The organism is Oceaniferula flava (assembly GCF_016811075.1).
Taxonomy (GTDB): domain Bacteria; phylum Verrucomicrobiota; class Verrucomicrobiia; order Verrucomicrobiales; family Akkermansiaceae; genus Oceaniferula; species Oceaniferula flava.
Genome location: NZ_JAFBGL010000004.1, coordinates 293,547 through 318,751, shown reverse-complemented (window position 1 = coordinate 318,751; position 25,205 = coordinate 293,547). Strand labels below are relative to the sequence as shown.

The following is a 25,205-nucleotide window of genomic DNA, read 5'->3' as shown; positions in this document are numbered from 1 at the left end:
AATCCACGGAATCGAATCGCGGGTTCGATTCCCGCTCCCGCCTCCATCTGAAAAACCACCGGTATAGGTGGTTTTTTTGTGCCTGCTTCACTCGGTCTTGAAATTGATCAACGAAGGCGGGAGTGGGATGAGAACCCTTCCTCAGGCCGGGTTTGAGCGCACACGCAGTGCGTGTATCACGCTTTTATATTAACAAATTCCCGGAGGAGGGAATTTTCAGACTGGCACAGACCGAGTGGGCGAGGTCATTCCCGCTCCCGCCTCCATCTGAAAAACCACCGGTATCGGTGGTTTTTTTGTGTCCGGGTGTTACGGCTCGCCGAACCAGCCTTGGGTCTTTTTGCAGACGCTGACGAGGAGGAGCATTAGGGGGACTTCGATCAGGACTCCGACGACGGTGGCGAGGGCGGCGCCTGAGGAGAGGCCGAAGAGCATGACGGCGGTGGCGATGGCGACCTCGAAGTGGTTGGAGGCGCCGATCATGGCGACCGGGGCGGCGTCTTCGTATTTCAACTTCATGATCTTGGCCGCACCGTAGCCGAGGGCGAAGATCAGCAGGGTCTGCAGGGCTAGGGGGATGGAGATCCAGACGATGGTGAGAGGATTGGCCAGGATGATCTCGCCTTTGAAGCTGAACAGCAGCACCAGGGTCAACAACAGGGCGGCGATGGTGACGGGGGTGAGGCGGTGGAGGAATTTCTCCTGGAACCAGGTTTCGCCCTTGGCGGAGATGATCCATTTTCTGGAAAAGTAGCCGGTGACTAGCGGCAGGGCGACGTAGATGGCGACGGAGAGGAGCAGGGCCTGCCAAGGAATCGGCAGCTGACCGACACCTAACAAGAAGCCGCCTAACACGCCGTAAAGCACCAGCATGGTGAGTGAGTTGATGGCGACCATGACCAGTGTTAGGCCGTCGTTACCTCGGGCGAGATATCCCCAGACCAGCACCATGGCGGTGCAGGGGGCGATGCCTAACAGGATACAGCCGGCGAAGTAGCTGCGCCACAGGGGAATCTGCAGCATTTTCACGCCCTCGCTCATGACCACGGTGCCGGCGCCGTGTTCGGAACCGACCGGGAGATCCAGGCCGAAGGGCATTTTCACCAGATCCATGGCATCGGGGCCGATCATGTTTTTCAGCAAGACACCGAGGAACAGCAGGGCGATGGCATACATGGTGAAGGGTTTGACACACCAGTTGATGAAGAGGGTGAGGAAAACCGGCTTGCCGCTTCTGCCGGCTTTGATCACGCGGTTGAAATCGATTTTCACCATGATGGGATACATCATTAGGAAAAGGCAGATGGCGATGGGGATGGAGATCACCGGGGCGCCGTTGACGTGGATGGCGAGGCCGTCGAGCGACTTCGCCAGATCGGGTGCCGCTTTTCCTAACAAAATTCCGGCGACGATACACAGCCCTACCCAAACGGTCAGGTAACGCTCGAAGATGTTGGTCATTTTACGGTCGTTGTTCATGGTGACGGTAGTTGTTTTGTTGTTTCTGGAAGGATGGAAGTAAGAGGTGAAAAAAAAGGGCGGTTAGCAATCGCAGGGAGTGTCGAGGCAGGGTTCGCCGGAGCAGCATTGATCGACGAGGAAATCGATCATTTCCTGCAAAACCTGATACTGGGGCAGGCAGGTGAGGGTGGTGCCGTTACGTTCCTGCACCACCAGGCCGGCGCGTGTCAGGCGTGAGATGTGGTGGGAAAGGGTGGAGGCGGGGATTTCAAGCTGCTTCTGGAGCTCGCCAACGGGTAGACCTGTCTTGCCGGCTTGAACCAGATGGCGGAAGACCGCGAGGCGGGTTTTGTGGCCGAGTTCGGCCATGCAGAGGGCTGTTTCTTCAATGTTCATCACGAATCTGTGACGGGATTCTACGCATGGTGGCGGGGTGAGGCAAATATTATTTCGAATGTTGTGGAAATAAAGGTTAAGGCGATTTGGGGATGCGGTGAGAGTTTGGGTGTTTTGGTGAGGCCGGGCTTCTGTCGTCCCTCCGGGACTTGATGGTGTTGGGGATGCGGGGTCCCGGGGTTTCACCCCGCGCTAGTTTGTGTCGACCCTTCGGGTCTGGGCGGCCATGACCTTGCTCTTCCTCTTCCTCATGCCAGTCAATGCCCAACACTCACTGACTACCGGCTACCGAGCACCAGCCAATCAACCAATCAACCAATCAACCAATCAACCAATCAACCAATCAACCAATCAACCAATCAACCAATCAACCAATCAACCAATCAACCAGTCAACCAGTCAACCAGTCAACCAGTCAACCAGTCAACCAGCGATCTCTCATTCCCGCTTGCACTGGGGTGGGATGGGGTTTACTTCATTCCCTGATGAAAAAATACCTACTGACTATGATGACAGCACTGGTTGCTGGTTGTTTCTCCGTTCACGCGCAGGAAGAAAAAAGTGATGAAGTGAAGGATATCCGGATCGTGATGAGCACGGACAAGGGGGATATCGAAGCCACTCTGACAGCTTCCAAGACCCCGGTGACGGTGGCCAATTTCCTCAACCTTGCCAAGCGGGGTTACTATGATGGCATTACGTTCCACCGGGTGATTCCTAACTTCATGATCCAGGGTGGTGATCCTACCGGCACGGGTCGTGGTGGTCCGGGTTATCGTTTTGGCGATGAGTTTCACCCTGAACTGAAGCACGATAGTGCAGGCATCTTCTCCATGGCGAATGCCGGCCCCGGCACGAACGGATCGCAGTTTTTCATCACCCACAATGCCACGCCTCACCTGAACGGGAAGCACAGCGTTTTTGGTAAAGTGACCAAGGGACAGGACGTGGTGAACAAGATCGCACGAGGCGATAAGATCAAGAGCATCAAGGTGCTTGATTCGACGGATGCTCTGTTCAAGGCGCAAAAGGCGAACCTCGACCAATGGAATACCGTTCTCGGGCCCAAGAAATAATTGGAGATAGAAGTGACAGAATTGAGAGCTTGCCTCATCTCAAGCTATGGATAGGGTCGTGTAATGTCTGTGATTGCAATCATGGCCCACTCCTAACAACCAACTATTCCCACGATTATGTTTGAAATCTATCAAAGCGAAAAAACCCAGAAGTATCATTTCCGTCTGAAGGCCAAGAATGGCGAGATCATTCTCACCGGTCAGGCCTACAAGGACAAGGGCGGCTGTGAAAACGGCGTGGCCTCTGTGAAAAAGAACGGACCTGATGAGTCCAAGTTTGAGATCAAGGACTCCACCAATGGGAAGCAATACTTCGTGCTGAAGTCCGGCAACGGCCAGATTATCGGTCAAAGCCAGATGTACAAAACAGCATCCGGCTTGAAAAACGGAATCGCCTCCGTCGGTAAAAACTGCGCTGGCGATATCAAGGATCTCACCGCGTAACGGCTGGGAAACCACTTTCTAACACCCGACTTCACCGCTGTGTGGAGTCGGGTGTTTTTTTGTCCAAGTTTGGACGGGGAACGAGTGCTGAAGTTGTGGTCGGGTGGCGGTTGTCCGTTGTGCAGAACGATGACACTCGAGCAGCTCGGAACTCGCCGACCTTACTTAGGCTTGGCCATGGGTTTGGCCAATTCCAGTGAGATCATTTCGATATAAGGCACACCGATGTATTTCTCTGAGAGCTTCTCCAGTGCCTTGTTGATGCGAGGCAGCGAGGAGGCGCCTTGGGCTGAGGTGAAGTATTTATCGGAAAAATCATCCAGTGCCTCGAGTCCTTCGACGTAGCGAGCGTTGTTGGGATCCTTTTCCAGAGCTTTCATCAGTGGGCCGACGAGAGAGGCATTTTTTCCTTCGATCTCGTAGTGGTTCACGAGGAAATCGCACCAGTAGTAGGCGCGGTGCGGTGTCTCCTCGGTCAGCTCCTTGATCCAGTTGATTAGTGTGCTTTCGAAGTCGAGTCGATCATCGTCCAGCTCCGAGTCCTTGCGGGTATCGGCGAGGTGCATTCCATTGAGCCATACCATGCCCTCCACGCCGGCCTCTTCCGGTCCATTGGTGTGGCCACCTTTGACAAAGCGGTGGATGCCACGTTTGCCATATTGGGCGGCGGCTCTGGCGGTGCTATAGCGATTGAAATCAGAGGCCCCTCCGATGCTGTAGCAGTAGTGCTTTTTCTTGTAGTTATTCTCCGGCGAGTAAGCGACGAAGGGCATGATGCCTGCGGATTGGATGCGCATGGCATTGTAAAAAGCCATCGCACCGCCCCCAGAATCTCCAGAGAAGTAGATACGTTCCTGATCGATCGGAAGAGTGGCAATGAGATGCTCAAAGCATTGCTTGCTATGTTTGTAGTTACCCTCCGGGTGGCTAGGGCCGTTTTTGGATTCTACTGGGGATGCGATAATCCAGCCATTGAGCTCGGCACCGAGCTTATAACGATTCACCACCCGCTCCTTGCCGCCACCGGCCGAGGTGTAAATCATCAGAGGAACTGGGCGGTCTTTGCGCAGGGTTTTGGGGATGTAGATGTAATAGTTGGAGCCATTGCCGGCTTCAATCGGTCCGGACGCTTCGCCCACGGGGTGCGGAAAGTCATCGGTGATGAATGCGCGCTCGCTGCTGGTCGGCTCGCCTGGCTTGGGCTCGACAATGCCGAAGTGCTCACGCAGCAGCGTCTGGTCATCGGCGACTAATTTTTCCAAGGGCACCCGGATCACGCGACCGGCGCTGGTCTTGAACGATACCGAACCTTTTTGATAACTCACCGCCGAGGCCTCCACGGTGGTGCCGGCTGTAGACGTCCAAACACGCTGGGCCGTAGGAGCCGCCGTCAGGCTCAGGCTGAGTGAAAAGAACAGGGGGAAGAGACATTTCATCATGCCTCTATCTTCTGCGCTTTGTGAAGATTGTCGTAAAGGCGGAAATGCTGGGATCTGCGCGTTGTTAGTTGAGGGCTAAGGATTAGGCACAAGCGTCTAAATTCAGGGATAGGAGTGGGTGTTTACTTGGCCAACTTTTCCCACGCGGCCTGGGTGCTGACGGATTTCTGATATTCCATGATCAGCAGCCATTGACCGTCTTTTTTCACCAGCAGGGCTTCGAGGTCGATGTATTCGTGTTGCCACTCCACGCCCTGAGTTTGGTAGGAGTAGATGAACATCCCCTCTTCGTGTGCGGTTTTGTCATCGCCGTAGCGGTGGGAAAAGCGGAACTCGACCCGTGACCTGCGCTTGCCGTCGCGGGTGTCGTCAAACTCTTTTTTCCAACGTTTGAGCGCTTCGGCGAGAGGATAACTTTTCTTCTTCACCCCGCTGACCAGCACAGCATCCGGGTGACATGTGCTCTGGTAGGAATCGAAATCCCCCTGCTGCACGGCGAGTGATACCTTCTGCCAAAAGGCGTCCAGCTCAGTGAGACGGGTCTCAGTTTCCTCGGCGGAAAGGAAGGGGCTGAAAACGAGGGCGATGAAGAGCAAGGTTAGGTGTTTCATGCCTCCATTCCTTCGAGAAGATCAACCCGGGGTCAAGGGCGAAGATAGTGAGTCATGGGAGGACGATCGATGAATCGAGTAAGGACTGCGAACGACAATTTCTTAAATTGCGGGTTTAATCGAAAGATTGAGAGGCTCTCTAGTTAGCTGATAGAATATGATCGACCGATGAAGGAGCCGCGGGTATAGATCCATGATTGTTTGATAAAAAAATTTCATTTGCATGCTAAAAGCTGATCAAGATTTCGCCGGAGTTCAAATTCAAGGCGACCGAGTTTACCAAGAAGACGCACAAGGGTTCACCTTGCTGGTAGAAGCTGATGGTGGGCGCGTAGAGATGCTCCTCACTGTGCTGGCTGATGGCATGGGAGGGGAGAATGCAGGTGGGCACGCCAGTGCTTCGGTGGTGCGCAGCGTGGCTGATTACTGTCAATATGTCGGCCTGGCGGAAAAGCAGGAAGTCCCCGAGATGCTTGCCGCCGCTGTGCAGGAGGCGACCTTGGATCTCTCGTTAGCAATCCAAGCGGACCCTGAGCTCGCAGGCATGGGCACCACCTTGTTGGCGGTTGTGGTCGAGGGCGATCAACTTTATTGGATCTCGGTAGGCGACTCTCCGCTCTATCTGTATCGTGATGGTCGCATCGAGCAGTTGAATGAAGATCACTCCATGATGCCACTGCTGCTTCGGGAGGTAGAGCAGGGGTATCTTGATGAACGGTTGCTAAAGTATCACCCCGATCGGAATGCGCTGCGATCGGCTCTGACAGGCAGGGACGTTGAACTAATCGATTGTCCGGCCGTCGGATTACCTCTGCAGTCGGGGGATGTAGTCGTCATAGCCTCCGATGGCCTGCAAACGATGACTCCTGATGAAATTGCCCAGTGTCTGGATGAATTTCAGACCTGTTCGGCGGAAGAAATCTCGCAGCGACTGGTGGAGGCGGTGTGTGAGCTCAAGCAGCCGCGACAGGACAACACCTCGGTGAATGTCATCAAAATCCCGAGTCAATCAGGCGAGTGAGCCTGGCGGTGGGGTTAGTCGGGTGACTATTCCCGATGGCTCAAACTGGGCTGGTGCGAGGCCAAAGCGTCACAGAGGAAGATCGGAGGGATGAAGTTCTCTGGTGGTTGGTAATCAATGATTTGGACAATTTGAGCTAGGCCGGAAAAAGCGGGCCCGACCTTTTCACACTTGCTGTTCACGGCCATGGCTGGTTTCTTTGTTTGTCCAGTCATCGGGGCAGATATCACTATGGCCATTGCACAAAATACCATCGCGCTCGTTTTCGACTACGATCAGACGCTCAGTCCGAGCTACATGCAGGATGATGTCGTGTTCCCTGAATTCGGCATCAATCCGGAGTCGTTTTGGAAAAAGTGCAACGCGCTGGTGCAAGACCAGCAATGGGATGGTGAGCTGGCTTACATGCAATGTTTGTTAGATTATCTGGAAATGGACCAAGTATCCAATGCCCGCCTCACCGAGCTAGGTAGCAACCTGAGCTATTTCCCCGGCGTGCCGGAAATGTTCGACGGCATCCGCGATGCGTGCCTGACCGATGACCATCATGCGCAAGATATCCGACTGGAATACTACATCGTCTCGTCCGGTCTCAAGGCCCTCTTGGAAGGCAGCAGCATTCGCAATCAATTCCGTGCAATTTACGGCTGTGAATTTGGCGAAGACAAGCAGGGCCATATCCGCTTTTCCAAACGCACCATTTCCCACACCACAAAAACCCAATATTTGTTCCGAATCAACAAGGGGTTGTTAGACTACTCCGAAGACGTCAACGATCACCTCGCGCCCGAACTGCGCCCGATCCCTTTCGAGAATATGGTTTATGTCGGCGATGGCCCGACGGATGTTCCCTGCTTCACGGTGATGCGTAAGAATGGTGGCAATGCCATCGCGGTGTATAATCCGGAAGACCCCAGCCGCCGCAGCTTCCGAAAGTGCTACCAGCTCTGTGCCAAGGCAGACCGCGTGAAACACATCGCGCCGGCCGATTATCGTCAGGGCAGTCATCTTCGTCTATTGTTAGAGCAGATGGTCAGCGAAATTGCCGACAACATCCTGCTGCGGCGCACCAACGAGATCCAAGGCGGCACCGTTTCCGCCCCTCATTTTTAGGAAGCACCACCTTCTTCCTGGTTACTTCAATCTGAATACTATTTTCATGCAACACGTTCACTTTATTGGAATTTGTGGAACCGCCATGGGTTCCGTCGCGGCCGCGATGAAGGCCAAAGGATTCACCGTCACCGGCTCCGACGAAAATGTCTACCCTCCGATGTCCACCTTCCTCGAAGATCAGGGGGTGCAGATTTTCCCGGGATTTAAAGCCGAGAACATTCCGGAAACCGCCGAGGTCATCGTCGTGGGGAATGCGATCAGTCGCGGCAACGAAGAAGCCGAAGCGGCGCTCGAGCGCAAGCTGCTCTACGTTTCCCTGCCGGAAATCCTCAAGGAGCATTTCCTCCGCGGCAAGCGCAACCTCGTGGTCAGCGGCACCCATGGCAAGACGACCACCAGCTCGTTGCTCGCCTGGCTGCTGAAAAATGCCGGCGTCGATCCGAGCCACATGATTGGCGGAATTCCACGCAACCTGGGAAAAGGTGCGGCGTTCACCGACTCCGATTTTGTTGTCCTCGAGGGGGATGAATACGACACCGCTTTCTTCGACAAGCGCTCGAAGTTCCTCCACTACTTGCCCGAAGTGGTGGTGGTGAACAACGTGGAATACGATCACGCCGACATCTACGATTCGCTCGATGAAATCAAGCTGACCTTCCGTCGCTTGCTCAACATCGTGCCGCGCAATGGCATGGCCTTTGTCAATGGCGACTGCCCTAACAGCCTTGATGTCGCCGATGGTGCACCGGCCCCGGTCACCACCGTGGGATTGGGTGAAAGCTGTGACCTGCAGGTGACCGAGATCGAATACGCCTCCGACTGCACCCGCTTCGATCTCGATGGCGAACGCTACCAAATCCCGATGGCCGGTGAGTTCAATGTGCGCAATGCTGCCATGGCAGTCTGTGCGGCCAAGTTCTCCGGCTTCACCCCGGATCAGATCCGCGATGGGCTGCTGAGCTTCGAAGGCATTGCACGGCGTCAGGAAGTGCGTGGCATCGCAGGAGGTGTGCGTGTGATTGATGACTTCGCCCACCACCCCACGGCTATTGGTCTGGCGGTTGATAGCTTGCGTCAGCAATACTCGGACTCCCGACTCTGGGTGATCTTCGAGCCACGCTCGAACACCACGCGGCGAAACATTTTCCAAAACGAACTCGCCAGCTCACTGAGCAAGGCGGACTTCGCCATCGTGCCCGCCGTGCCGGATCCGGAAAAAGTGCCTGAGGCAGATCGCTTGAACCCGGTAAAACTCGTCGCCGATGTGCAGAGCTCCGGCACCGAATGTTGGTACTGCGAAACGGTCACTGACATCGTCGCATTGGTGGGGGATAAGGCTCAGTCGGGTGACACGGTTGCCGTGCTCAGCAATGGTGGCTTCGAGGGGATTCATCAGAAATTGTTAGATCGTTTAAGCTAATGCTGCGATGACTGTTTCCCCCCGCATGTGCCCCTTTGCGGTGCTGCTCTGCGCTCTGCTCTGGGGCAGTGCCTTCCCTGGGATTAAAGCGATTTATGCCGAGTGGGAGAACATTCAGGTGCTCCCCGACATGCAGAATCGGCTGCTGCTCGCGGGGGTGCGTTTCATCATTGGCGGCTTCGTGCTACTGCTGATTTCCAAGAGCCCGATCAAGCAGCTGAAAAGCACGCCTTTCTTGCCCTTGTTAGGATTTGCGGCGGCTCAGACCGGGATTCAGTATGCTATGTTTTACACCGCCTTGGCGGTGTCGAGCGCGGTGCTCGGCGGCTTGCTGGTGGCCTCGGGGAGCTTTTGGTGGCTGCTGCTGGCGCCGCTGATTCTCAAGACGCCATGGCCCACACGCGTGCAGTGGAGCCTGATTGGGATTGGTGCGGCAGGCGTGCTTCTGGCGGTCTACAAGCCGGGGGCTGGTAGCGGTCAGCCGGTGCTCGGTGGCATACTTTTCTGTGCCAGCACATTGAGTGGCACCTTGGGCGTGATCATTCTCCAGCGAGTTTTGAAAACCATGGGAGCGCGTGCTGCGACAGGTTACGGACTTCTGCTAGGCGGCATCATGTTAACCTTGGCTGGCGCCGGTGCGTGGTCGGATTTTACTCAATTATTCAACCTGAAGGTGATCTTGCTGACCTGCTACCTTGCCATGGTTTCCGCGGTGGGATTTGGTTTGTGGAACTATCTCACCAGCTTGTTCCCCGTGAACTTGCTTGCCGGGTATCGCTTTCTGGTCCCTGTGTGTGCGGTGGTGGAGTCGTCGCTGCTAGTCGCTGGCGAGACCCCGGGACTTGGGATCTGGATCGGCGGCTTGCTGGTGATTTTTTCGGTCGTTGCCCTACAGAGAGTTAAGGTAGTGCAGTAGCGGAATTGAAAGTCTGACCTTTGCTTCACCACTATATAGGCTCGCGATTGAATTATATTGGCTGACTTATTCATAGTTTCAGCCTACTACATGGCCATGACTCGACCGCATTCTGTCATCACATTTTTACCGTGAGGTCATTTCTCGACGAAGGAAAAAAGTTTGAGGTAAGTCGTGGAAGTAACAGAAGAAGTGTTAGTCCTCTTGGGTCATTCGACATAGTTAATTTAAAGTGATCATGAATTCGCCCATTTCCCAGAGTAGCGTTGCCGTTGTTATACCAGTTTACAATCGAGCTGCTATTTTGAAAGAAACGCTCACGTATGTGTTAGCGCAGACATTACTGCCTGATGCGCTGATTGTGGTTGATGATGAGTCGACAGATAATACCGCTGCAGAAGTTGAGCAGTGGTTAGAACAGCATGCGGCTGGAGTCCACTGGGAGTTGATCCGTGCTTCGAAGTCAACTGTCGCGGGAGCTAGGAATAGAGGTCTTTCCAGAGTGGAGAGTGTGGATTACGTCGCTTTTTTAGACTCTGACGACCATTGGCCTGAGGATTTTTTGGAGCGCTGTGTGAATATGTTAGATTCGGAGCCCGATGCGGTCGCTGCGACTACCGAGCGCTTTTACCGCTGTTCGCCAGGGGTTAAAGCGCAGCATAAGGGAGGGCTGGAAATGGTCTCGGACCCCATCACGTGGTTCTTTAAATATGGCGCAGGTGTTAGCTCCTGCTCACTGCTTCGCAAAAGTGTTGTGCAAGAGCTAGGTGCATGGCCTGAAGTGACTCTGGGTGAAGATACTCAATTCTTCGGTGCGATGACTCTCAAAGGACCCTGGGTGTTTGCCGAGGGAGCCCCCGTTACTTTTCATATCGGAAATGGTGGGGATACTAGCGAGGAAGGGAATCTGAGTAGGAAATACGCAGACAGAGAGGAACAATGGGTGAAAGATTTTGAAGCGATCTATGCTGAAGTGCTTAATCAACAAGTTGCGGTTGATCACGGACCGTTGAAAATGATGCTCGGAGTGCGCTGGCACAGGGCCTACAAAATGAGGTTGAGAGTAGGTGATGTGGTTGCGGCGCGGGCGTGCCTGAAACATGCCATCCGCTGGAACCCTCGGTGCTGGAAGTATCGAAAGCATGCGTTGCTGCTCAGCTTGACGAAGCATTGGGTGAGGGCGAAATGAAACGATTAATTCCATGACCCTCGTTGAGCGAGTAGGCCGTGGTAGGCTTTGGTTTGTCTGTTAGAACCTCCATGTGAAGAGGGTCTGCAGTGCAAAATCTGACGCGGCTTCAGTAAGTCCAGCCGCCGCGCCGAAGGTGATGGATGCCTTTTCGTTCGGATAAAGCGTGGTCGTTAGATAGAGCAGGTGCTCACCGTGACGATCAAAGTCACCTGTGGCTTCGATCCCCGCCGCTAGGAAATCGCTGAAGCGGTGGCGGTAAGCTATGGCATAGCCGTAGGCTGGTGAGTCGTCCTCTGGAAAGACCGCGATGAGGTTCGCGGCGATTTGATCATGATGGCCGAGTTCAAGCTGCGCGATGAGGCGCACGAAGCCATGGCTCTCGCCGTGGCGGTGAATGCCATCGTGCGAATGCTCATCGCCGTGGGTGTGGTTCGCTCGTTGCTCATTGGCTAACTGGCAGGCCTGATAGAGGGCTGGAATGCCAATCAAGCTGGAGCAGTCTGTGAGCTCGAGGCTATCGCTGTGACTGTGGTCGGAGTCTTCTCCTTCGGTGGGGATTTCCCAGCCAATCGCGATGCCTAAGGAGAGTGAGGAATGTTGGCCCCAGGTGTAGCTTGGCGCATTCCATTGGAGCGTCGGTGTGAATGATTGCGCCGCCCATTCGCTATCACCTTCGTTGGAAATTTGGTAACTGGCCCCTAGGGTGAAACCAGCGGGGAGACCGATGGAAAAGGCCTGCAGGATGGCTGTTTCTTCTTCGCCTCCATGCTTGCTGTAGTCAAAACCTGTGGTGCTGTAAATCTGACCTGCGTGAGGTGTGGCGGTGTCTAGGGTGACGAGAAAATCTTGTCCGTGGTGGGCAAAGGCGTTGGACGCAAGAACAAGGCTGACGAGTGAGACGAGACGAGTTTTCATGATCGTATAAAAATTATCCAGCCCTCTGTTGAGGGCTGGATATTGAAGTGGAACTAACGACGACGGCGAAGTAAGCCGAGAGATGACAGGCCGAGAAGTAACAGGCTGCTCGGCTCTGGAACTGCGGTGGTGGTGACAGAGGCAAAGTAGGTGCGATTGACCGAATCTACTCCTTCCACCTCTTCTGCAAATCCGCCGATGGCGAAGGTGTAGTCTCCCGCTGCGAGGCTGTAGCTGACATTGATGCTATCCTCCGTGGAGTTAGCCACGTGGTTCAGGTAGATCAGTGGATCGGCGGCGCCTGATAGCGTTGTGTCAGCGCGGTTGTTATACGTATGTGCCTGAGTAGCATTCTCGTTGTTGAAGCCGCTGTAGATGGTGAACGAAGGGAAGAGTTCCTGGGTGCCTACGGCGATGGTTTCTGTCGGGTCATTGCTAATGTTAATCGTGACAATGGCGTCTTCCGTTAGGGTAAGCTCAAGCCACTGGGAGGTGTGCCGCCAACCAGTGCCGCCTGATGAGTTCAGGTCGAGAGCTTCCCAACCCCAAGTGCTCACCTGACTGGAAAACGAGGTGTCGTCGCCGACTCCCATGGTTGTTTGCCACGTGTTTGAGTTGCCTCCCGCATAGGACCCCAGGGTGGTGTCGACTGTGGCAGCGTTCGCGCTGAGGCTAGCTGCAGCGAGGAATAAGAAGATGTTTAGTTTCATTGGTTTATATGTATTTTGGTTGTTTATGTGTTGTAGTTTCTTGTTGAAGAAAGGTGTTACCAGTTACGAAGAAGGCGGAAGAAGGCTGAGCCGTCGGAACTGTTGTCTTGGGTGGAGAATTCAGTGCTCGTGTCTTCCACGGGCGCGGTAAAAGGTGACCATTGCGAGAGGTCGCCACTTTTCAGCAGATGCCAGCCGGACTGCGTGTTCGGCCACCTGATCTGGCGAGCTGTATCCACTGTCAGCTGCGGAGGCTGTTCCTCACCATCGACCATGCCGTTGCTATTCCGATCGATGGCGTAGCGTTGGGCACTACCAAGGGGCACCCCTGTGGCGATAAGAACATCCGTGGATTCCATGCTGGCGATGAGATCGGCTCTGCTTTGATTGGGGATCGATGGTGAGTTTGCTTGATAGCTTTCGCTGTCGGGTAAATAGACAAAAGAGTGTCTGTTGCCCTGATAGATGCCGCGTAGAACGAGGTCGGAGTTGGGGAATTCGCCGGCGGTCTGGTTTTCCAAAATTTCCAACCGCTGTAAGGTGGCTGTCTGTGTTTTGGTGATTGTGTTGAGAGTGACTTGCGCTCCTACCGAGGGGGCGGTTCCGGTATCGAAGGACAGTAAGAAGGCCGTGAGATCGAGTTTTTCCTGATCTCTTACCGCTTGATCACGATTTGGATTGTCGAGGATGTGCAGGGTGTAGGGGTGCACGATGGGGAACTCACTGCCGGTGCCATTGTGAAGTAAACCAAAGCCGGTGATGCTGTCCCCGCCTGATGTTGGGTTGAAATACTGGCGCTGATAGAGAGTCCGTAGAGGTGGATCCTTGAGCGGTTGCGTCGATGCGACGTTGCTCGGTAGATCGATATTATTGCTGGTGCCGGATGGCAGGCTGTGGCACTCGATGCAGTGGTTGTCAAAGAGGGCAAATACACCCACGCCCGCGATGGGATCACCGCCGTTGAGGGTGGCCGGAGGATTGCGATCAAGTTCTTGATAAGGGTTGGGGTGATGGTTCAGGCTGTTCAGGTAATTGGCTATTTTATCCATCTCTTCATCCGGCAGCAGCGTGCCGCCCATGAGGTTGGGGAAGGTGGAGTTGAAGGATTGGATGGATGGCTTGTCACCTCGCCAGTGGAGCTTGGTCTGGTCTTTCAAGCCGATCAGAGTCTGAGTCGTCAGCGGGCCTTTCATCGGATGAATGTCATGCGTGATCGGCGTGGTGTAAGCATGAATAGAACGCAAATAGCCAACGATACTGAGCATCGAGCCTGTCGGATCACCGAGGTCCCAGGCCATGCCGTCGCGCTCGAGATCAATGTGACAGGTGGCGCAGGAAACGGAGCCGTTGCCGGAGAGTCGGGCGTCCTGCAGGAAGGCTCGTCCCATTTTCAAATCAGAATCCAGATCTTCAAAGGATGCGAGCGAGACCTCGGCCACGGGGAGATAGCTGCGGGTATCGATCACCGATAGGGTGTGGGACAGTTTGTTATAGCTGTAGAGCCATGGCAGCGACGGGTGCTTGGCCAAACCTCGCGGACCTCGAACCGTCCATGCGCTTCGTTCCGCAGCCGGTGCATCCAGCCCACGAAGGTCAACGCGCTGAAGAATCGCGGAGTTCGTGGTGTCGGCTAAAGCAATCCGATCCGATCCGTAAGCAGCGACCCAGATCTGGTCGCTATCCTTGGCGAGTAAAGCCATCGGCTGGGCCAGAGCGGTGGCTGCAGACGCGGTGTTGACGGTGGGGAAACTGGGATCCGGGTTGTCGTTGAGGTCGATCTGGGAAACAGTAGATCCCGTGACGGTGGCCACCCGGCTGTAGGCGAAGCGCGACTTCAGCTCGGTCTCGAAGCTAATGAGGTTCCGAGCTTCCGAATTGGCCGCCGCGAGCGAGCCGTTACCGAGGCGCTCCAAGGCCAGAATGTTGGTGCCGACCGCCCCCTGGTAAGTCACCGATTCGGTGGCGACATCGATGTTGGCGATATCGTGATCGAGCACGTTGTAGCCGATATCGGCATGATCGACCGAGACAATTTTTGCCGTCAGAGGAGGTGAGGGTAAATCAGGGTTCGTGTAGGCTGGAACTGTCTGTGCTGGAGAAATTTGGCGGGGTAAGATGGTGGTTCCGTTGCTGGTATGCTGGAAGGCCACGTGCAGGACCGAGCCATCAGAAGATGTGGCGAGGGCTCTTGGTAAAAGGCCTTGCAGCGGGATCGTGCTGAGCTGGTCGTGCGTGACTTCGTCGTAGACCTCCACACTGTTATCGCGTGAGCAGGTCAAGTAGGCTTTGCCTTGGTGGAAAACAAGATCGGCAGGCTCGTCGCCAGTGTGAATGGTGGCGATGGTGCTGCGTGAGGAAATGGAGACCACGGAAATGGTATCGGAGAGTTCGTTGACAACCCACGCCTCGTCATCATTGCGCATACGCACGGTGACAGGGACAAGCCCCACGGGGATTTCAGCAATGAGAATGGGCTGGGTGTGTTCGATCGGACCGACCGCGAAAACTGAGAGTCGACCTTCGGCAGGGTTCACGGCGAAGAGGCGACTGCCGTTTGAGTTGATGGCGAGTGGGTGCACAGGCCTGGGTTCAAAGGTGCTGTCCGCTGCCAGAGGGCAGAGGCTCAGACCGATGAAAGCGATGATGCGTAATGATTGAGATAGCATAATATTGTTAGGTTAAGATGTTAGTGCGCACTCTCCCATAGAGGCAGCCACGATGAAGCTGCCATCGAAGAGATGGGCGTTGATGATACCGACGTAGACGAGAGACGTGGGCGCACAGATGCCTGTGCCCAGGGAGTGGATATATCTAACAGTTAAGTGAGATCGTCCTACCCTACGGGTGTGCCGTCATTCTTTCGATACGCGGGCTTAGGAGCCACGCGCGATGTGTCCTGCCAGCTGGTGTGGCATACGTTCGCGGATGTTGTGGGCGGCTTACAAGGTGCCGCCTGGAAAGGTCTGATTAGACAAGGAACTCCGGAGGAGGAGTGGAAGGCGCCTGAACAAGGCTATCAGGGGTTAATTCATTGTTTTCCGACCATCCTGCTTGTGAGGATGGTGGGGAAAAGGATCTGGCCTTGAAGGAATCAAGGTTGTTGTGAAGCGCGTAGACTTTGACAATTTCCACACGATCTTGGCTCGGTGGATTATCTTTGTTAGGCTCTGACTTCTGCTGCATTTCTTGGGCAGCTTTACAAAACTCACAGGGCGGTGCCTCGGTCACGACTTCGACGATCTTCTCTACGCCGCCTGCTTTTTTCGCCATGTCATACCAGCCGTAGGTTTGAATAACCATGGGGGCAAGTCCACTGACGAGGAGGGCGAGGAACAAGATGAATCCAACACGTAACACGTCAGCCACCATGCGGCTTAGGCGTGCTAAAATTGATGGAATCACAGCGACCATGACGAGTGCCTCCCCATAAACGTGGAGGTAACTAATGTCAACGAATTCCAATCTGTTCTTTGACGAAAAGTTCTCGATATGAAATCAATAGACTTCGTGCGCCATGTACCAGTAACGTGGGTAGGAAAGATCGCTGAGCTTGGAGGTGATTGCACTGGGCAGTGTGATATCATACATCCGGTTTTTCACCGGCTTATTCTGCAGTTCGATTTCCAGAGTGTTGCCGTCGATGTTGATGTCAGCAACGGCCTCGCTGCTCTGTTTCATCTTTTTCGACCCGTAGCCGGAGTGGTATTGGAAGCCATAGGATGCGATGCGGAAATCGGCGGCGGACTTGTCCGTGCGGATCTCGGCATTGAAGGTGAAGCGGAACCCCTTCGGTGTCAGCTTTACCGCCTCCACCATGAGGTAGGGTTTGCCGGTGTAGGTGACTTTCTTGATGCCTTCACGGCCTGGCCAGCTGAGGTGGGTTTTGCCGAAGTAGATCGATTTTCCGTCACGAGAGTAGAGCAGGCGGTTGTTGCCCGCATCGAGTTGGCCCGTAACGATCATGTGCGAGGCGGTCCCCTGATGCACTCCATTGACGACGTCGGGCAGGTAGCGAACGACCCGTGGGTGGTTCATCTCACCGATGATGATTTGTTCTTCTGTTAGGCTGCTTTTGCTTAGTGGGGCGAAGCTGGGTTTCAGCGGCAGCGGCTGGGTGATTGAGTTACCGGCATCGCCTTGGGGAAACAGGCCGGGGGCGCGGACGCGGAGCGCATCGAGCTCATCCACAGGGAGCTCGGCGGGGGTGATTTTGGGTGGGTTTTTCGACCAGAGCAGCGAGGCGACGTGACCGTGAAAGCCGTCGGGCATGATGTGATGCAGCTTCGAGGCACCTACCCAGTCGCCCTGGTTATCGGTGACCCATAGTTGATCGTTTTTATCCATGTAGAGGCCATTGGGAGTGCGCACGCCGGTAGCGTAAACCTCGGCCTTGCGTGAGCCGGGGGTGATTTTCAAAATGCAGCCACGGTAGGGAACGCGGGCATACATTCTAGGGATGATTTTTTTCTTCTCATTCCACGCGCCGTGCTCGCCGCCGTAGAGAAACTTGTCCTGAGTGAGACCGCCGGTGTTGTTCCACTCGCCACGGATGTTCTCTCTCACACCTGATCCGTTAGAGGCGGTTCCTAGGGCGATGTAGATGTTTTTCTTCGAGTCCTTGACTAGGCCGAAGGTGAACTCGTGGTAGTTGCCGGATAGGCCCCAATCGTTGCAAACCACCTCGTAGAAATCGGCCGTTCCGTCGCCGTCCTGATCGTGCAAGCGCGTCAGCTCACCTCGCTGGATGACAAGCACGGTGCCCTCGTCTTCGACATGGATGCCGAGAGGTTCGTGCAGGCCGGAGGCGAATAGTTTCCATTGTTTCGAAGTCTCGTTGTAGCTCATCACCTCGCCGCGGTGGAAGCAGGCGATGAGGTTGCCGTTTTTGTCGTGATCCAGTCCGCCGATTTGAAAGTCGACTCCGTCTGGGCCGTCGATGGTTTCGATCTGGTAGTAGTCTTCCCAGTTGAAATACGCCTGGGTCACCGGACTGCATGCCAGAAGTGCGGCGATGGTTGTTAGAGTGAAAATATTCATCGGATCGGGAGCTAGGATTTTGGTCTATACTCAATCGTTAGGGTGTTGCCCTCCTGTCGAATGCTGCGCTTGAGCTGTTTTGATTTATCAGATGGATGCAGCTGATGTTTGGGCAATTCACTGGCGGATTGGATCACGCGGAGAATCTTGCCGTCGTGGACGCTGTAGCTCTCGCTGATCTGGATGTTTCCGACGGTGTAGAGAAAAGTGGGATAGCCGTCCTTGTCGACTTTGTAGCCTAGGTATTGGGTCGTTTTTGGATCGAAGACCGATTGGCTTTCGGTGAACACTTTCTTGCCCGGTTTGGCTTCGGAATTACCATTGCTGCGCCAGTAAGGATAGCCGTCTGGCTGACCGGTGGTGATGTAACGCAGGGCGCATTGATCGGTGTCCCAGATGACGTTGTGGAGGTCCTTAGTTGGCAGGGCAACGATGGCTGAGGCTGGTCCGGTGTCGGGGATGAAGGTTCGGAAAACGCGTGGACGTTTGGTGTAGTGCTTTGATTTCTCGAATGGGTCAGCCTTCGGCATGCGGATACGTCTCAGGCCTCTGGCGGCCTCCAGCACGTATTGATGCACGGCGATGAGTTCTTTTTTCGGAATGTGGGCCATCGAGGGCATCTGCGCCTTGTCGGCCCGTTTTTTTCCGGGGTCGATGCACCATTGGATGAATTGTTCCCTTTTCTCCTTGGGGTAAATCCGCGCTATTTCTACCAGCGATGGTCCCACGACATCAGTCTGCGGCTGGTGACAAGCTTTGCAGTTGGTGGTGAATGCCGCTGGCTCGGGTTTTTTCTCCTTCTTGCTCTGCGCCTGGGCTCCGGCTGTTAGGAGAGCGGCGACCAGACAATGCAGCGCCGGAGATTTGAAAATGGGATGAACTTTCATGCGCCGGGTGTGTTAGGTGAGGTGACTACTTAAGCTCGCGAACCATGAGGTTACGGTAGCTGACGGTGTCGCTGTGATCCTGCAGCAGGATCGGGCCGGGGTTCCTCGCGAAGTCGTCGTATTTCTTATACTTGCTCTTGGCGAAGCGTTCTTTCCAATCAGCGGAGTCGACTTCAATGCTGACGACTTTTTGCCCATTCAGCCAATGTTCGATGGTGTTTCCGTTGGCGACGATGCGACCTTTGTTCCACTGGGTGTTCGGTGCGAAAGCTTTTTTATCAGCTGGCGCGGCCACAAGCTGATAGAGCGATGCTAGGCTGTTCTTCGGGTTCTTGTTATCCTTGCCTTTTTGATCGTCGAGGATTTGGAATTCCATGCCGATGCCCTTGTTCGTGCGGTATTTCACCCCGCTGTTGCCGCCCTCGCTGATCTTGAACTCGAATTTGAGTTCGAAATTGAAGTAGTCTTTCTTGGTAATGATGTGTCCACCGCGACCTTTTTTCTCCTTATCGAGTTTCAGCACGCCGTCTTTTACTGACCACTGAGGGCCGATCTCTTTAATGGCCTTGAGCTTGGTGATCGAGCCGCCGCTCCAGAGCTCGAGAGAATCTCCTTCCAGCAAATTCACCCATGCTCCGGGCTGGGCTTTTTTGGCATCAGGTTCGGCAGGAAGGACGGTGGCGGAGCCGAGCAGGAGACCGGCGAGAAGGAGTAAGTTCTTTTTCATGGAATGGTCAGAGGCGGTTTGTAAAGAGAGACCTTCAATCTAGCGATGTCGGCGCGGTCGCGTCGATTCCATACCTGCACGATGACAGGCATTCGCCGGTGGGTCAGATACAGCTTAACGAGCTGATCCCAAGAAACCTTTCAGCAGGTTGATGACATCTCTGACATGCGCGCACGTGGACTAAACCCCGTCGCGGGGGCTGAGTAGTGAGTGGTGCCGATTCGTGTTCCCTTAACTCGTCGCCGCTTCCTGCATCCACTTTTTGCCCTCCTCGGAGTCGCGGTAGAGGATGACGGGGACGTTACGGACACCGACGCGGGTGCCGCGACGTTCCTCTTTGCGTGAGATGACGATGAGTTCATCACACTGGCTGAAGGCGTAGGGGATGTTGCCGCTGGACATGGAGAACATGCCTTGGAGATCGAGCTCGGACATGGCTTCGATGCAGTTCTGAATCCGCTCGCCGGAAAGCTTGGAGAAGGCTTCATCGATGGGCACGAGGGCGAGTGACGGCTCCTGGCGTCGGCTTTCGTGACGGTTGTAGGCGTGCAGGTAACTGGCGAGGATGGCGACGAAATACGGGCTTTGGTTTTCGCCACCACTCATCTTGCCGCTTTGTTTATCCACGCTGATGGCTTTGCCGTCGGCATCGCGGATATCAGTCACGGTGAGATCGTAGTCGAAATACTGTCGGTAGTCTAACAATCGCGCAGCCTCCGGGCTGTTGGAGTTTTCCACCAGGGTATTTAAGAACTCGCTGAGCGCCTCGCGAAGTTCATCGCCCATGCTGGAGAAGAACAATTCGTCCTCGTGGTGCAGCGAGTTGAGATCGATGAGCTGGCGATAGATTTTGAAATCCGGGTTCTGATGCTTGTCGATTTTATAGCGATCGTGACCAATCGGTTTGCGCAGCTGGTGGTTGAGCAGGCGGATGATGGTCTCGACATTTTTCAGCGCCTGCTGCATCCGGCTGAGCACCTGGGTGCGGAACAAGGACTCCCAGCGTTTGCGCTCGGTGACGGATTTCTGCTCATACTCGGGGATGTTGGCGTTTTCAATCTGCTCGAGGCGAGTGACGTAGGGCGCGGCATCGGCTCCGTCGTCGGGGAGGTCGTCGAACTTGGGGGCGAAGGTGGTTTTGAACTCGGTCATCGCCAGCTTCAGCTCGCCTTCTGCCTTGGTGGCATCGATCTCGGCCTTGGCGGCGGATTTCTTGAACTCACCTGCGAGCACGTCGAGGGCGGGAGTGTATTCCAGGGCCTCCTCTTTCCACTCGTTGTAGCGTGTGAGGTATTTGTGGATATCAATGCGCAGCTGGACTCTGGAAAAATCATCCTCGCGGCGGCTGGCCACTTCTTCGAGTCCGGTAAGTTCTTTCTCGGTGCGCTGGATTTCGGAAATCTTGCCTTTCTTCAAGATCGACCGTTCCTCCTTCGCGAGGGTGTCGATTTCCTCCTGAAGGTCCTCGGCTTCGAAGCGGAGTTGCTCGAACTCATCGTTTTTGATGGCGTCGAGTTTTTCCATTTCCTGATCATACTTCGCCAGTTTCGCCGGCAGGTCCTCCACCCGCACCAGCTCGTTGAGGATGTCGTGGTGCTGGGGGATTTGCTGGGCGCGGGCGGCGATGAGTCGCTCGACTTCACGTTCGATCGGCTCGAGTCGACGCAGTGAGGCTTCGATCTCGCTGAGACGCTGGCGTTTGATTTCCAGCTGACGCTTGAGGCCTTTTTCGCCAATGAACGGCTGGTCATCATAGGGCGCGGGGCTGATGTAGCTGCCGTGACGACGGTGAATGCCATTGGCGGCGACCGCTGTGGGGTGGAAGCTGAGCTCGTCCGGACTGTCCACCCGGATCATTTCGCCGAACAGGGAGTCGATATAGCGGCGGGCGTCAGGGTCCGAGGTCTCCAGGGTTTCTGAGAGAGAGCCCTTGAGCACGGACGGGGGATCGGTCTTGCTGCTGAGATCGACCAGCTGCTGTGGCTCTGCCTTGGCGCGCTCGGATTCAGGCAGGCGCTGCAGGATGCTGCGGGCGTCCTCGAAGTGATCGGGGTCGACCAAGACGGCGAATTTTTCCGAGAAAACCATCTCCGCGGCAACGCGCCATTTTTCATCGGTCACCTCGCAGACCTCACGCAGGGCGCGTGGTGGCTTGTGCTGATCGAGGATGGGCAGCTGGGCTTGCAGGGCATTGAGCAGCGGCTGTTGGGCAGGGGAGACTCCGTCCTTGAGCTTGTTGATTTTGGCGTTGAGTTCGGATTGCTCACTGCGCAATCGGCGCAGCTCGGCGGCGTCCGGCTCGAAGGACCGACTGAGCGATTGCACCACCTGGTCGGCGGCGTTGGCGAGCAGGTGCAGGCTGGTTGCGGAATCCTGGGTTTCGCAGCTTTGCAGGGTCTCGATCGCTTGATCGATCTCGCTGGTCATGACGGCTTTCTCCAGCGGGGCCTTCTCGATCTCAGCGACCCAGGCGCGGGCGGATTCGATGCGTTTCTGCACCTGGTGATCGATGCGGGTGGCCTTCATCCGCAGCACCTCGATCTCCTTGTCGAGCTCGATCAGGTCGTCGGTGAGTTTCTTATACAAGCGACCTTCGGACGACTCGTTTTGCAGCGCCTGGATCGACTCCTTGCGCTGGCGGCATTCGCGCGAAAGCTGATCGAGCTCGACCAGGCGTTCTTCATCGCTGCGGTTTTCCTCCTTGAGCAAATCGAGTCGCTCGCGGGTGGTTTCTGCCTTCTGTTTGGCATCGAGGTGGGCGAACTCGGATGCGAGGAAAGTGGCAACCTGCAGGTCACAGGTGGCTTTCTGGTGGCTGTTGTGAATTTCCCGAATCTTGCTGAGCCGATCGAGCTGGTCCTTCAGGCTCTTGAGTTCACGTTCATACGACTGAAAATCGCGGAAAGAAGACACCACATCCTCCACTGGCACGGCCTCGGCGGGGAGGACGAATTGGCGACAAAAATCATCGAAGGACTTCAAGTTGGTGAACGACATCGCGCTGGGGAGCAGTCGCTGCAGCACGTCCTTATTGAAATTCAGGTGGCTTGGGTTTGCCATGTCGCGCAGGTATTCGCGGCCCGAGGAGAACAGGCGACCACCGTGCGACTCGATCATGCGCTTGAAGGGGGCCAGCGAGCTGGGGCGCAGTTTTCCATCGTCGGCCTCCTGCAGGAAATCTGTTTTTTCCAATGAGGCGGGGCAGAAGAAGGGGGTGGTGGAGCCGTCGTTTTCGCCAGCGGAGCGGAACTCGAAGCGCAGGCCCCAGGTTTCCACCCGTGAGCCGTCCGGCCAAGTGAACTCGGCGGCGATGTAGGTCGTGACGCCCTTATCGTGGAAATACTGCGGCTGTCCGTTTTCCTCCCGTTTGGTGTCTAACAAACAGTAGCCCTTGATGGTGCGATCACTCTTGCTGCCGGTGGCGGAGCGGTTGAAGTGGTGGTGGGCACGCTCCGGCCCCACGAGCACCAGCATCAGCAAGTCCATGAGGATGGATTTTCCCGATCCGGTCACCCCGGCCAGAACCAGGTTACCTTGGACGGGCAGGGAGTCACGGTAGCCATACCAGTTCAGGGCATGGATTTTGGTGAGTTGAATGGCGCGGCTCATACTTCGTCGTTTTCTGGGGCTGATTCTTGTTCGTCCTTCACGTCGTCCTCATCGTCTTCTTCCTGCTCCTCGAGTTCGGCATCACTTTCCGGCTGGAACTGCGCGGCGGTTTCCTGCCAATCGGCAAGGTCGCGGAAGGGGATCACCCGGCGGATGGCGGGGAGCACCTCGATGCCGGTTTCTTCAAATGGCTCGGCGTGGATGAGCTTGATGAGGTTGAGGCGGGAGGCGTGGCGGAGGATGTCGCGCAGGCGACCGCGGGGGAAGCGACCGGTCACGTCCGGCAGCAACTGGTCGTGGATCAGGTCCATCAGCTCCGCGACTGATAAAAATGCCTGATCGGCGCCCTCATCGCGCCAGCGGACGTCGCCAGCGAACCAGAGTGCGAGCCAAACAAGGGTGGCGTCCTGGGTTAGCCGAAGACGCAGACCGGCGCTGCGTGGCGTGGCCTGAATCAGGCGTTCCTCGTGGTGAATGGAAACGTCCAAGCCATTGAGCGCGGCGATCTCGCGCAGCCAGTCGTCGTGCTGCCGTGCCCAGTGATAGAGGTTCGAGCGGCTGTTTTCCAGGCCATTGATCGATCCTGTGGAGAGCAGCTCCTGGAGCACTTCGGCGAGACGATCACGATCGTTCTCAGACAGCGATAGCAGGGAGGGGACTTCCTCGGTGAGAAAGGCGCTTGGTTCTTCGGTATTCATTTTTTAATGACGGCGAACCGCTCGACGTGAGTGGTGGAAATGGTGTCGACGGGTGGTGATTGGTTTTCGTCTGCCACGCGACTGACATCCAGCCGGTAGCGGGCGTCAGGGGCTTCGGCGTGCAGCAACAGGGCGATGAGATCTCCGGCGGCGGCGTCTTCCGGCAGCTCCAGGGCATCGCTTTCGATACGAGTTCCTTTGCCTCCCGGCAGCGCAGCAGCGAGGCGGTTGGCGCGGGCGACGGAGAGGGAGTCGCGGATGGTGCGCTGCATGTCATCGAGGCCGGACTCGCGATCGGCATCGCTGACTTCGTCCTCGAAGGCGCCCTGCTCGAGTGGGGGGCGGCGGTTTGGCGGGGAATAGAGTGTGTCCAGACCGGCCGGAAGTTTGACTGTGGGCAGCAAGAGCTGAGGGAGCTCCGGCAATGAGGGATTCGACTGCTGCAGCTTGCGCCCGGAGAGCGATTGGTTCACCACCTCGAAGAAGCTCTTCAGCTCGGTGCGGCGCTCGCCGGTGACGTCTTGCAAATAACGGAAACGGGCGAGTGAGCGACGGGTGAAATCGGCCGTCCGGCGGTCGACCTCATCGGCCATTGGCAGCACCAGCTCGAGTAGTTCGATCAGCTCGTCCAGCGCGGCGTGGACTCGACTGCGTGCCGAGTCTGCGGTGATCTCAGGGAAGCGTTTCATGACCTCCTCCTGCATGGCATTGATCATCGCGGCGTCGTTGTAAATATGGCCGGCGATGCGCTCGACGGTATCCGGTAGCCGGATTGGCAAGCGCGAGCGGACCAGGGCGGCGTAGCAGGAGTGGGAAATCTGATCGGTGTATTCGTCGAAAACCACCGAGAGGTTCCCCTGAATGGTCTCCTCCTCCAGCTGCCGGCGGGTGTGGCGCTGGACGGATTTTTGCATCGAGCGGAGTTCGTTGACCCCGTCCCTGACATTGGCCAGGCAGTTCTCGATCGTCTGCCACGGTTGCTCGGCGAGGCTGGCGTCATCGGCCAGCATCGAGCAGACGCCGGTGATCTTATCGGTGAAAACGGCGGCATCCGGCCAGGCGATTTTTTTCAGCGCGGCGATCATGGTGGCGCCGTGGGCATCGAACAAAATCACCCTGCGCCAGTCGCGCCGCGGTGGTTCCTCCAGCCAGTGGCTTTTGATGAAGACATCGAGCAGGTTTCGCGCTTTCTCACGGAGGTCACGGGACTCGGCGAGCTCGTCCGGCTCAAACTCCACACCAGGGTGAGCCTCCAGCGTTTCCTCGATCAGGCCGATGGCGACTTCGCGAGAAATGCCCTCGGTGCTATCGGTGGCCTCACGTTCCAGAGCGCTCAAGGCATCGACATAGAACGGTGCGTTTTTTCCAGCCAAGATGCGGAAAAAGGCAGGGCCCCTGGTTTCTTTGAAAAGGGCGGATGAGAAGCGATCGTTCGACACGGAAAAGTGGGAGATTTTGGCTCGGCGCAGAGTGACAGCAGACGCGTAAAGCTCCAGAAAAAGTTTCTTTGCAGACGTGTTTTTACCCAGG

22 protein-coding genes are annotated in these 25,205 nt (G+C 55.8%); 8 read left to right on the top strand and 14 right to left on the bottom strand.

From position 1 onward, the window contains the following. Positions 1 to 309: 309 nt before the first annotated feature. A complete protein-coding gene (gene arsB / locus JO972_RS08450) occupies positions 310 to 1,479 on the bottom strand; it encodes an ACR3 family arsenite efflux transporter (RefSeq protein WP_309489596.1) in 1,170 nt (389 codons plus the stop codon). Positions 1,480 to 1,542: 63 nt separating this feature from the next. Continuing rightward, entirely contained in the window at positions 1,543 to 1,857 is a 315-nt protein-coding gene (locus tag JO972_RS08445) for an ArsR/SmtB family transcription factor (protein ID WP_309489595.1), read from the bottom strand. Positions 1,858 to 2,083: 226 nt separating this feature from the next. Here JO972_RS08445 and JO972_RS08440 point away from each other — a divergent pair, with 226 nt between their 5' ends. From JO972_RS08440 to JO972_RS08430, 3 genes are all read left to right on the top strand, one after another. Then, positions 2,084 to 2,422 (top strand): PT domain-containing protein, encoded by a 339-nt coding sequence (locus JO972_RS08440; protein ID WP_309489594.1) that lies wholly within the window; start codon positions 2,084 to 2,086, stop codon positions 2,420 to 2,422. Next, positions 2,367 to 2,933: a peptidylprolyl isomerase gene (locus JO972_RS08435; RefSeq protein WP_343221561.1), complete on the top strand. Its 567-nt coding sequence runs from the start codon at positions 2,367 to 2,369 to the stop codon at positions 2,931 to 2,933. Before JO972_RS08440 ends, JO972_RS08435 begins: the two co-directional genes overlap by 56 nt. Before the next feature lie 117 nt (positions 2,934 to 3,050). Beyond that, complete coding sequence (locus JO972_RS08430; protein ID WP_309489592.1) at positions 3,051 to 3,377, top strand: YegP family protein; 327 nt, start codon at positions 3,051 to 3,053, stop codon at positions 3,375 to 3,377. Between the two features lie 161 nt (positions 3,378 to 3,538). On the opposite strand, the gene JO972_RS08425 is transcribed toward JO972_RS08430, so the two are convergent. Continuing rightward, on the bottom strand, positions 3,539 to 4,816 hold the full coding sequence (locus JO972_RS08425; protein WP_309489591.1) for a hypothetical protein: 1,278 nt from the start codon (positions 4,814 to 4,816) through the stop codon (positions 3,539 to 3,541). A 122-nt stretch (positions 4,817 to 4,938) separates the two neighbouring features. After that, positions 4,939 to 5,427: a hypothetical protein gene (locus tag JO972_RS08420; RefSeq protein ID WP_309489590.1), complete on the bottom strand. Its 489-nt coding sequence runs from the start codon at positions 5,425 to 5,427 to the stop codon at positions 4,939 to 4,941. Between the two features lie 223 nt (positions 5,428 to 5,650). Here JO972_RS08420 and JO972_RS08415 point away from each other — a divergent pair, with 223 nt between their 5' ends. The 5 genes from JO972_RS08415 to JO972_RS08395 all read left to right on the top strand — a co-directional run bounded on the left by JO972_RS08415 (position 5,651) and on the right by JO972_RS08395 (position 11,089). Then, entirely contained in the window at positions 5,651 to 6,448 is a 798-nt protein-coding gene (locus JO972_RS08415) for a PP2C family protein-serine/threonine phosphatase (RefSeq protein ID WP_309489589.1), read from the top strand. Between the two features lie 231 nt (positions 6,449 to 6,679). Beyond that, positions 6,680 to 7,561: an HAD family hydrolase gene (locus JO972_RS08410; RefSeq protein ID WP_309489588.1), complete on the top strand. Its 882-nt coding sequence runs from the start codon at positions 6,680 to 6,682 to the stop codon at positions 7,559 to 7,561. Positions 7,562 to 7,607: 46 nt separating this feature from the next. Beyond that, the gene (mpl, locus tag JO972_RS08405) at positions 7,608 to 8,984 is read left to right on the top strand and encodes a UDP-N-acetylmuramate:L-alanyl-gamma-D-glutamyl-meso-diaminopimelate ligase (RefSeq protein WP_309489587.1); all 1,377 of its coding nucleotides are present in this window, start codon (positions 7,608 to 7,610) and stop codon (positions 8,982 to 8,984) included. A 7-nt stretch (positions 8,985 to 8,991) separates the two neighbouring features. Further along, positions 8,992 to 9,900, top strand: a complete 909-nt coding sequence (locus JO972_RS08400) for a DMT family transporter (protein WP_309489586.1) — start codon at positions 8,992 to 8,994, stop codon at positions 9,898 to 9,900. 238 nt (positions 9,901 to 10,138) lie between these two features. Next, positions 10,139 to 11,089, top strand: coding sequence for a glycosyltransferase family 2 protein (locus JO972_RS08395; RefSeq protein WP_309489585.1), 951 nt, complete (start codon positions 10,139 to 10,141; stop codon positions 11,087 to 11,089). A 60-nt stretch (positions 11,090 to 11,149) separates the two neighbouring features. Here JO972_RS08395 and JO972_RS08390 read toward each other — a convergent pair whose 3' ends face one another. The 10 genes from JO972_RS08390 to JO972_RS08345 all read right to left on the bottom strand — a co-directional run bounded on the left by JO972_RS08390 (position 11,150) and on the right by JO972_RS08345 (position 25,114). Continuing rightward, entirely contained in the window at positions 11,150 to 12,007 is an 858-nt protein-coding gene (locus JO972_RS08390; RefSeq protein ID WP_309489584.1) for a hypothetical protein, read from the bottom strand. A 53-nt stretch (positions 12,008 to 12,060) separates the two neighbouring features. Then, the gene (locus JO972_RS08385) at positions 12,061 to 12,717 is read right to left on the bottom strand and encodes a PEP-CTERM sorting domain-containing protein (RefSeq protein ID WP_309489583.1); all 657 of its coding nucleotides are present in this window, start codon (positions 12,715 to 12,717) and stop codon (positions 12,061 to 12,063) included. 56 nt (positions 12,718 to 12,773) lie between these two features. After that, the gene (locus JO972_RS08380) at positions 12,774 to 15,383 is read right to left on the bottom strand and encodes a cytochrome c peroxidase (RefSeq protein WP_309489582.1); all 2,610 of its coding nucleotides are present in this window, start codon (positions 15,381 to 15,383) and stop codon (positions 12,774 to 12,776) included. A gap of 301 nt (positions 15,384 to 15,684) precedes the next feature. Next, positions 15,685 to 16,128 (bottom strand): hypothetical protein, encoded by a 444-nt coding sequence (locus JO972_RS08375; RefSeq protein ID WP_309489581.1) that lies wholly within the window; start codon positions 16,126 to 16,128, stop codon positions 15,685 to 15,687. An 84-nt stretch (positions 16,129 to 16,212) separates the two neighbouring features. Beyond that, the gene (locus tag JO972_RS08370; RefSeq protein ID WP_309489580.1) at positions 16,213 to 17,754 is read right to left on the bottom strand and encodes a DUF7133 domain-containing protein; all 1,542 of its coding nucleotides are present in this window, start codon (positions 17,752 to 17,754) and stop codon (positions 16,213 to 16,215) included. Between the two features lie 11 nt (positions 17,755 to 17,765). Beyond that, entirely contained in the window at positions 17,766 to 18,641 is an 876-nt protein-coding gene (locus JO972_RS08365; protein WP_309489579.1) for a c-type cytochrome, read from the bottom strand. Positions 18,642 to 18,666: 25 nt separating this feature from the next. Continuing rightward, positions 18,667 to 19,368 carry a 3-keto-disaccharide hydrolase gene (locus JO972_RS08360; protein ID WP_309489578.1) on the bottom strand — a complete coding sequence of 234 codons (702 nt, stop codon included), beginning with the start codon at positions 19,366 to 19,368 and terminating at the stop codon, positions 18,667 to 18,669. A 231-nt stretch (positions 19,369 to 19,599) separates the two neighbouring features. Further along, a complete protein-coding gene (locus tag JO972_RS08355) occupies positions 19,600 to 22,977 on the bottom strand; it encodes an SbcC/MukB-like Walker B domain-containing protein (RefSeq protein ID WP_309489577.1) in 3,378 nt (1,125 codons plus the stop codon). Then, positions 22,974 to 23,675 carry a DUF4194 domain-containing protein gene (locus JO972_RS08350; RefSeq protein ID WP_309489576.1) on the bottom strand — a complete coding sequence of 234 codons (702 nt, stop codon included), beginning with the start codon at positions 23,673 to 23,675 and terminating at the stop codon, positions 22,974 to 22,976. The genes JO972_RS08355 and JO972_RS08350 overlap by 4 nt, the downstream gene beginning before the upstream one ends. Further along, positions 23,672 to 25,114, bottom strand: coding sequence for a Wadjet anti-phage system protein JetA family protein (locus tag JO972_RS08345; RefSeq protein ID WP_309489575.1), 1,443 nt, complete (start codon positions 25,112 to 25,114; stop codon positions 23,672 to 23,674). The genes JO972_RS08350 and JO972_RS08345 overlap by 4 nt, the downstream gene beginning before the upstream one ends. Positions 25,115 to 25,205 lie beyond the last annotated feature (91 nt).

Bases quoted from the DNA above. Each gene is read 5' to 3' on its own strand.
- arsB (WP_309489596.1), bottom strand. From the start codon at position 1,479: ATGAACAACGACCGTAAAATGACCAACATCTTCGAGCGTTACCTGACC.
- JO972_RS08445 (WP_309489595.1), bottom strand. From the start codon at position 1,857: ATGAACATTGAAGAAACAGCCCTCTGCATGGCCGAACTCGGCCACAAA.
- JO972_RS08440 (WP_309489594.1), top strand. From the start codon at position 2,084: ATGACCTTGCTCTTCCTCTTCCTCATGCCAGTCAATGCCCAACACTCA.
- JO972_RS08435 (WP_343221561.1), top strand. From the start codon at position 2,367: ATGACAGCACTGGTTGCTGGTTGTTTCTCCGTTCACGCGCAGGAAGAA.
- JO972_RS08430 (WP_309489592.1), top strand. From the start codon at position 3,051: ATGTTTGAAATCTATCAAAGCGAAAAAACCCAGAAGTATCATTTCCGT.
- JO972_RS08425 (WP_309489591.1), bottom strand. From the start codon at position 4,816: ATGATGAAATGTCTCTTCCCCCTGTTCTTTTCACTCAGCCTGAGCCTG.
- JO972_RS08420 (WP_309489590.1), bottom strand. From the start codon at position 5,427: ATGAAACACCTAACCTTGCTCTTCATCGCCCTCGTTTTCAGCCCCTTC.
- JO972_RS08415 (WP_309489589.1), top strand. From the start codon at position 5,651: ATGCTAAAAGCTGATCAAGATTTCGCCGGAGTTCAAATTCAAGGCGAC.
- JO972_RS08410 (WP_309489588.1), top strand. From the start codon at position 6,680: ATGGCCATTGCACAAAATACCATCGCGCTCGTTTTCGACTACGATCAG.
- mpl (WP_309489587.1), top strand. From the start codon at position 7,608: ATGCAACACGTTCACTTTATTGGAATTTGTGGAACCGCCATGGGTTCC.
- JO972_RS08400 (WP_309489586.1), top strand. From the start codon at position 8,992: ATGACTGTTTCCCCCCGCATGTGCCCCTTTGCGGTGCTGCTCTGCGCT.
- JO972_RS08395 (WP_309489585.1), top strand. From the start codon at position 10,139: ATGAATTCGCCCATTTCCCAGAGTAGCGTTGCCGTTGTTATACCAGTT.
- JO972_RS08390 (WP_309489584.1), bottom strand. From the start codon at position 12,007: ATGAAAACTCGTCTCGTCTCACTCGTCAGCCTTGTTCTTGCGTCCAAC.
- JO972_RS08385 (WP_309489583.1), bottom strand. From the start codon at position 12,717: ATGAAACTAAACATCTTCTTATTCCTCGCTGCAGCTAGCCTCAGCGCG.
- JO972_RS08380 (WP_309489582.1), bottom strand. From the start codon at position 15,383: ATGCTATCTCAATCATTACGCATCATCGCTTTCATCGGTCTGAGCCTC.
- JO972_RS08375 (WP_309489581.1), bottom strand. From the start codon at position 16,128: ATGGTCGCTGTGATTCCATCAATTTTAGCACGCCTAAGCCGCATGGTG.
- JO972_RS08370 (WP_309489580.1), bottom strand. From the start codon at position 17,754: ATGAATATTTTCACTCTAACAACCATCGCCGCACTTCTGGCATGCAGT.
- JO972_RS08365 (WP_309489579.1), bottom strand. From the start codon at position 18,641: ATGAAAGTTCATCCCATTTTCAAATCTCCGGCGCTGCATTGTCTGGTC.
- JO972_RS08360 (WP_309489578.1), bottom strand. From the start codon at position 19,368: ATGAAAAAGAACTTACTCCTTCTCGCCGGTCTCCTGCTCGGCTCCGCC.
- JO972_RS08355 (WP_309489577.1), bottom strand. From the start codon at position 22,977: ATGAGCCGCGCCATTCAACTCACCAAAATCCATGCCCTGAACTGGTAT.
- JO972_RS08350 (WP_309489576.1), bottom strand. From the start codon at position 23,675: ATGAATACCGAAGAACCAAGCGCCTTTCTCACCGAGGAAGTCCCCTCC.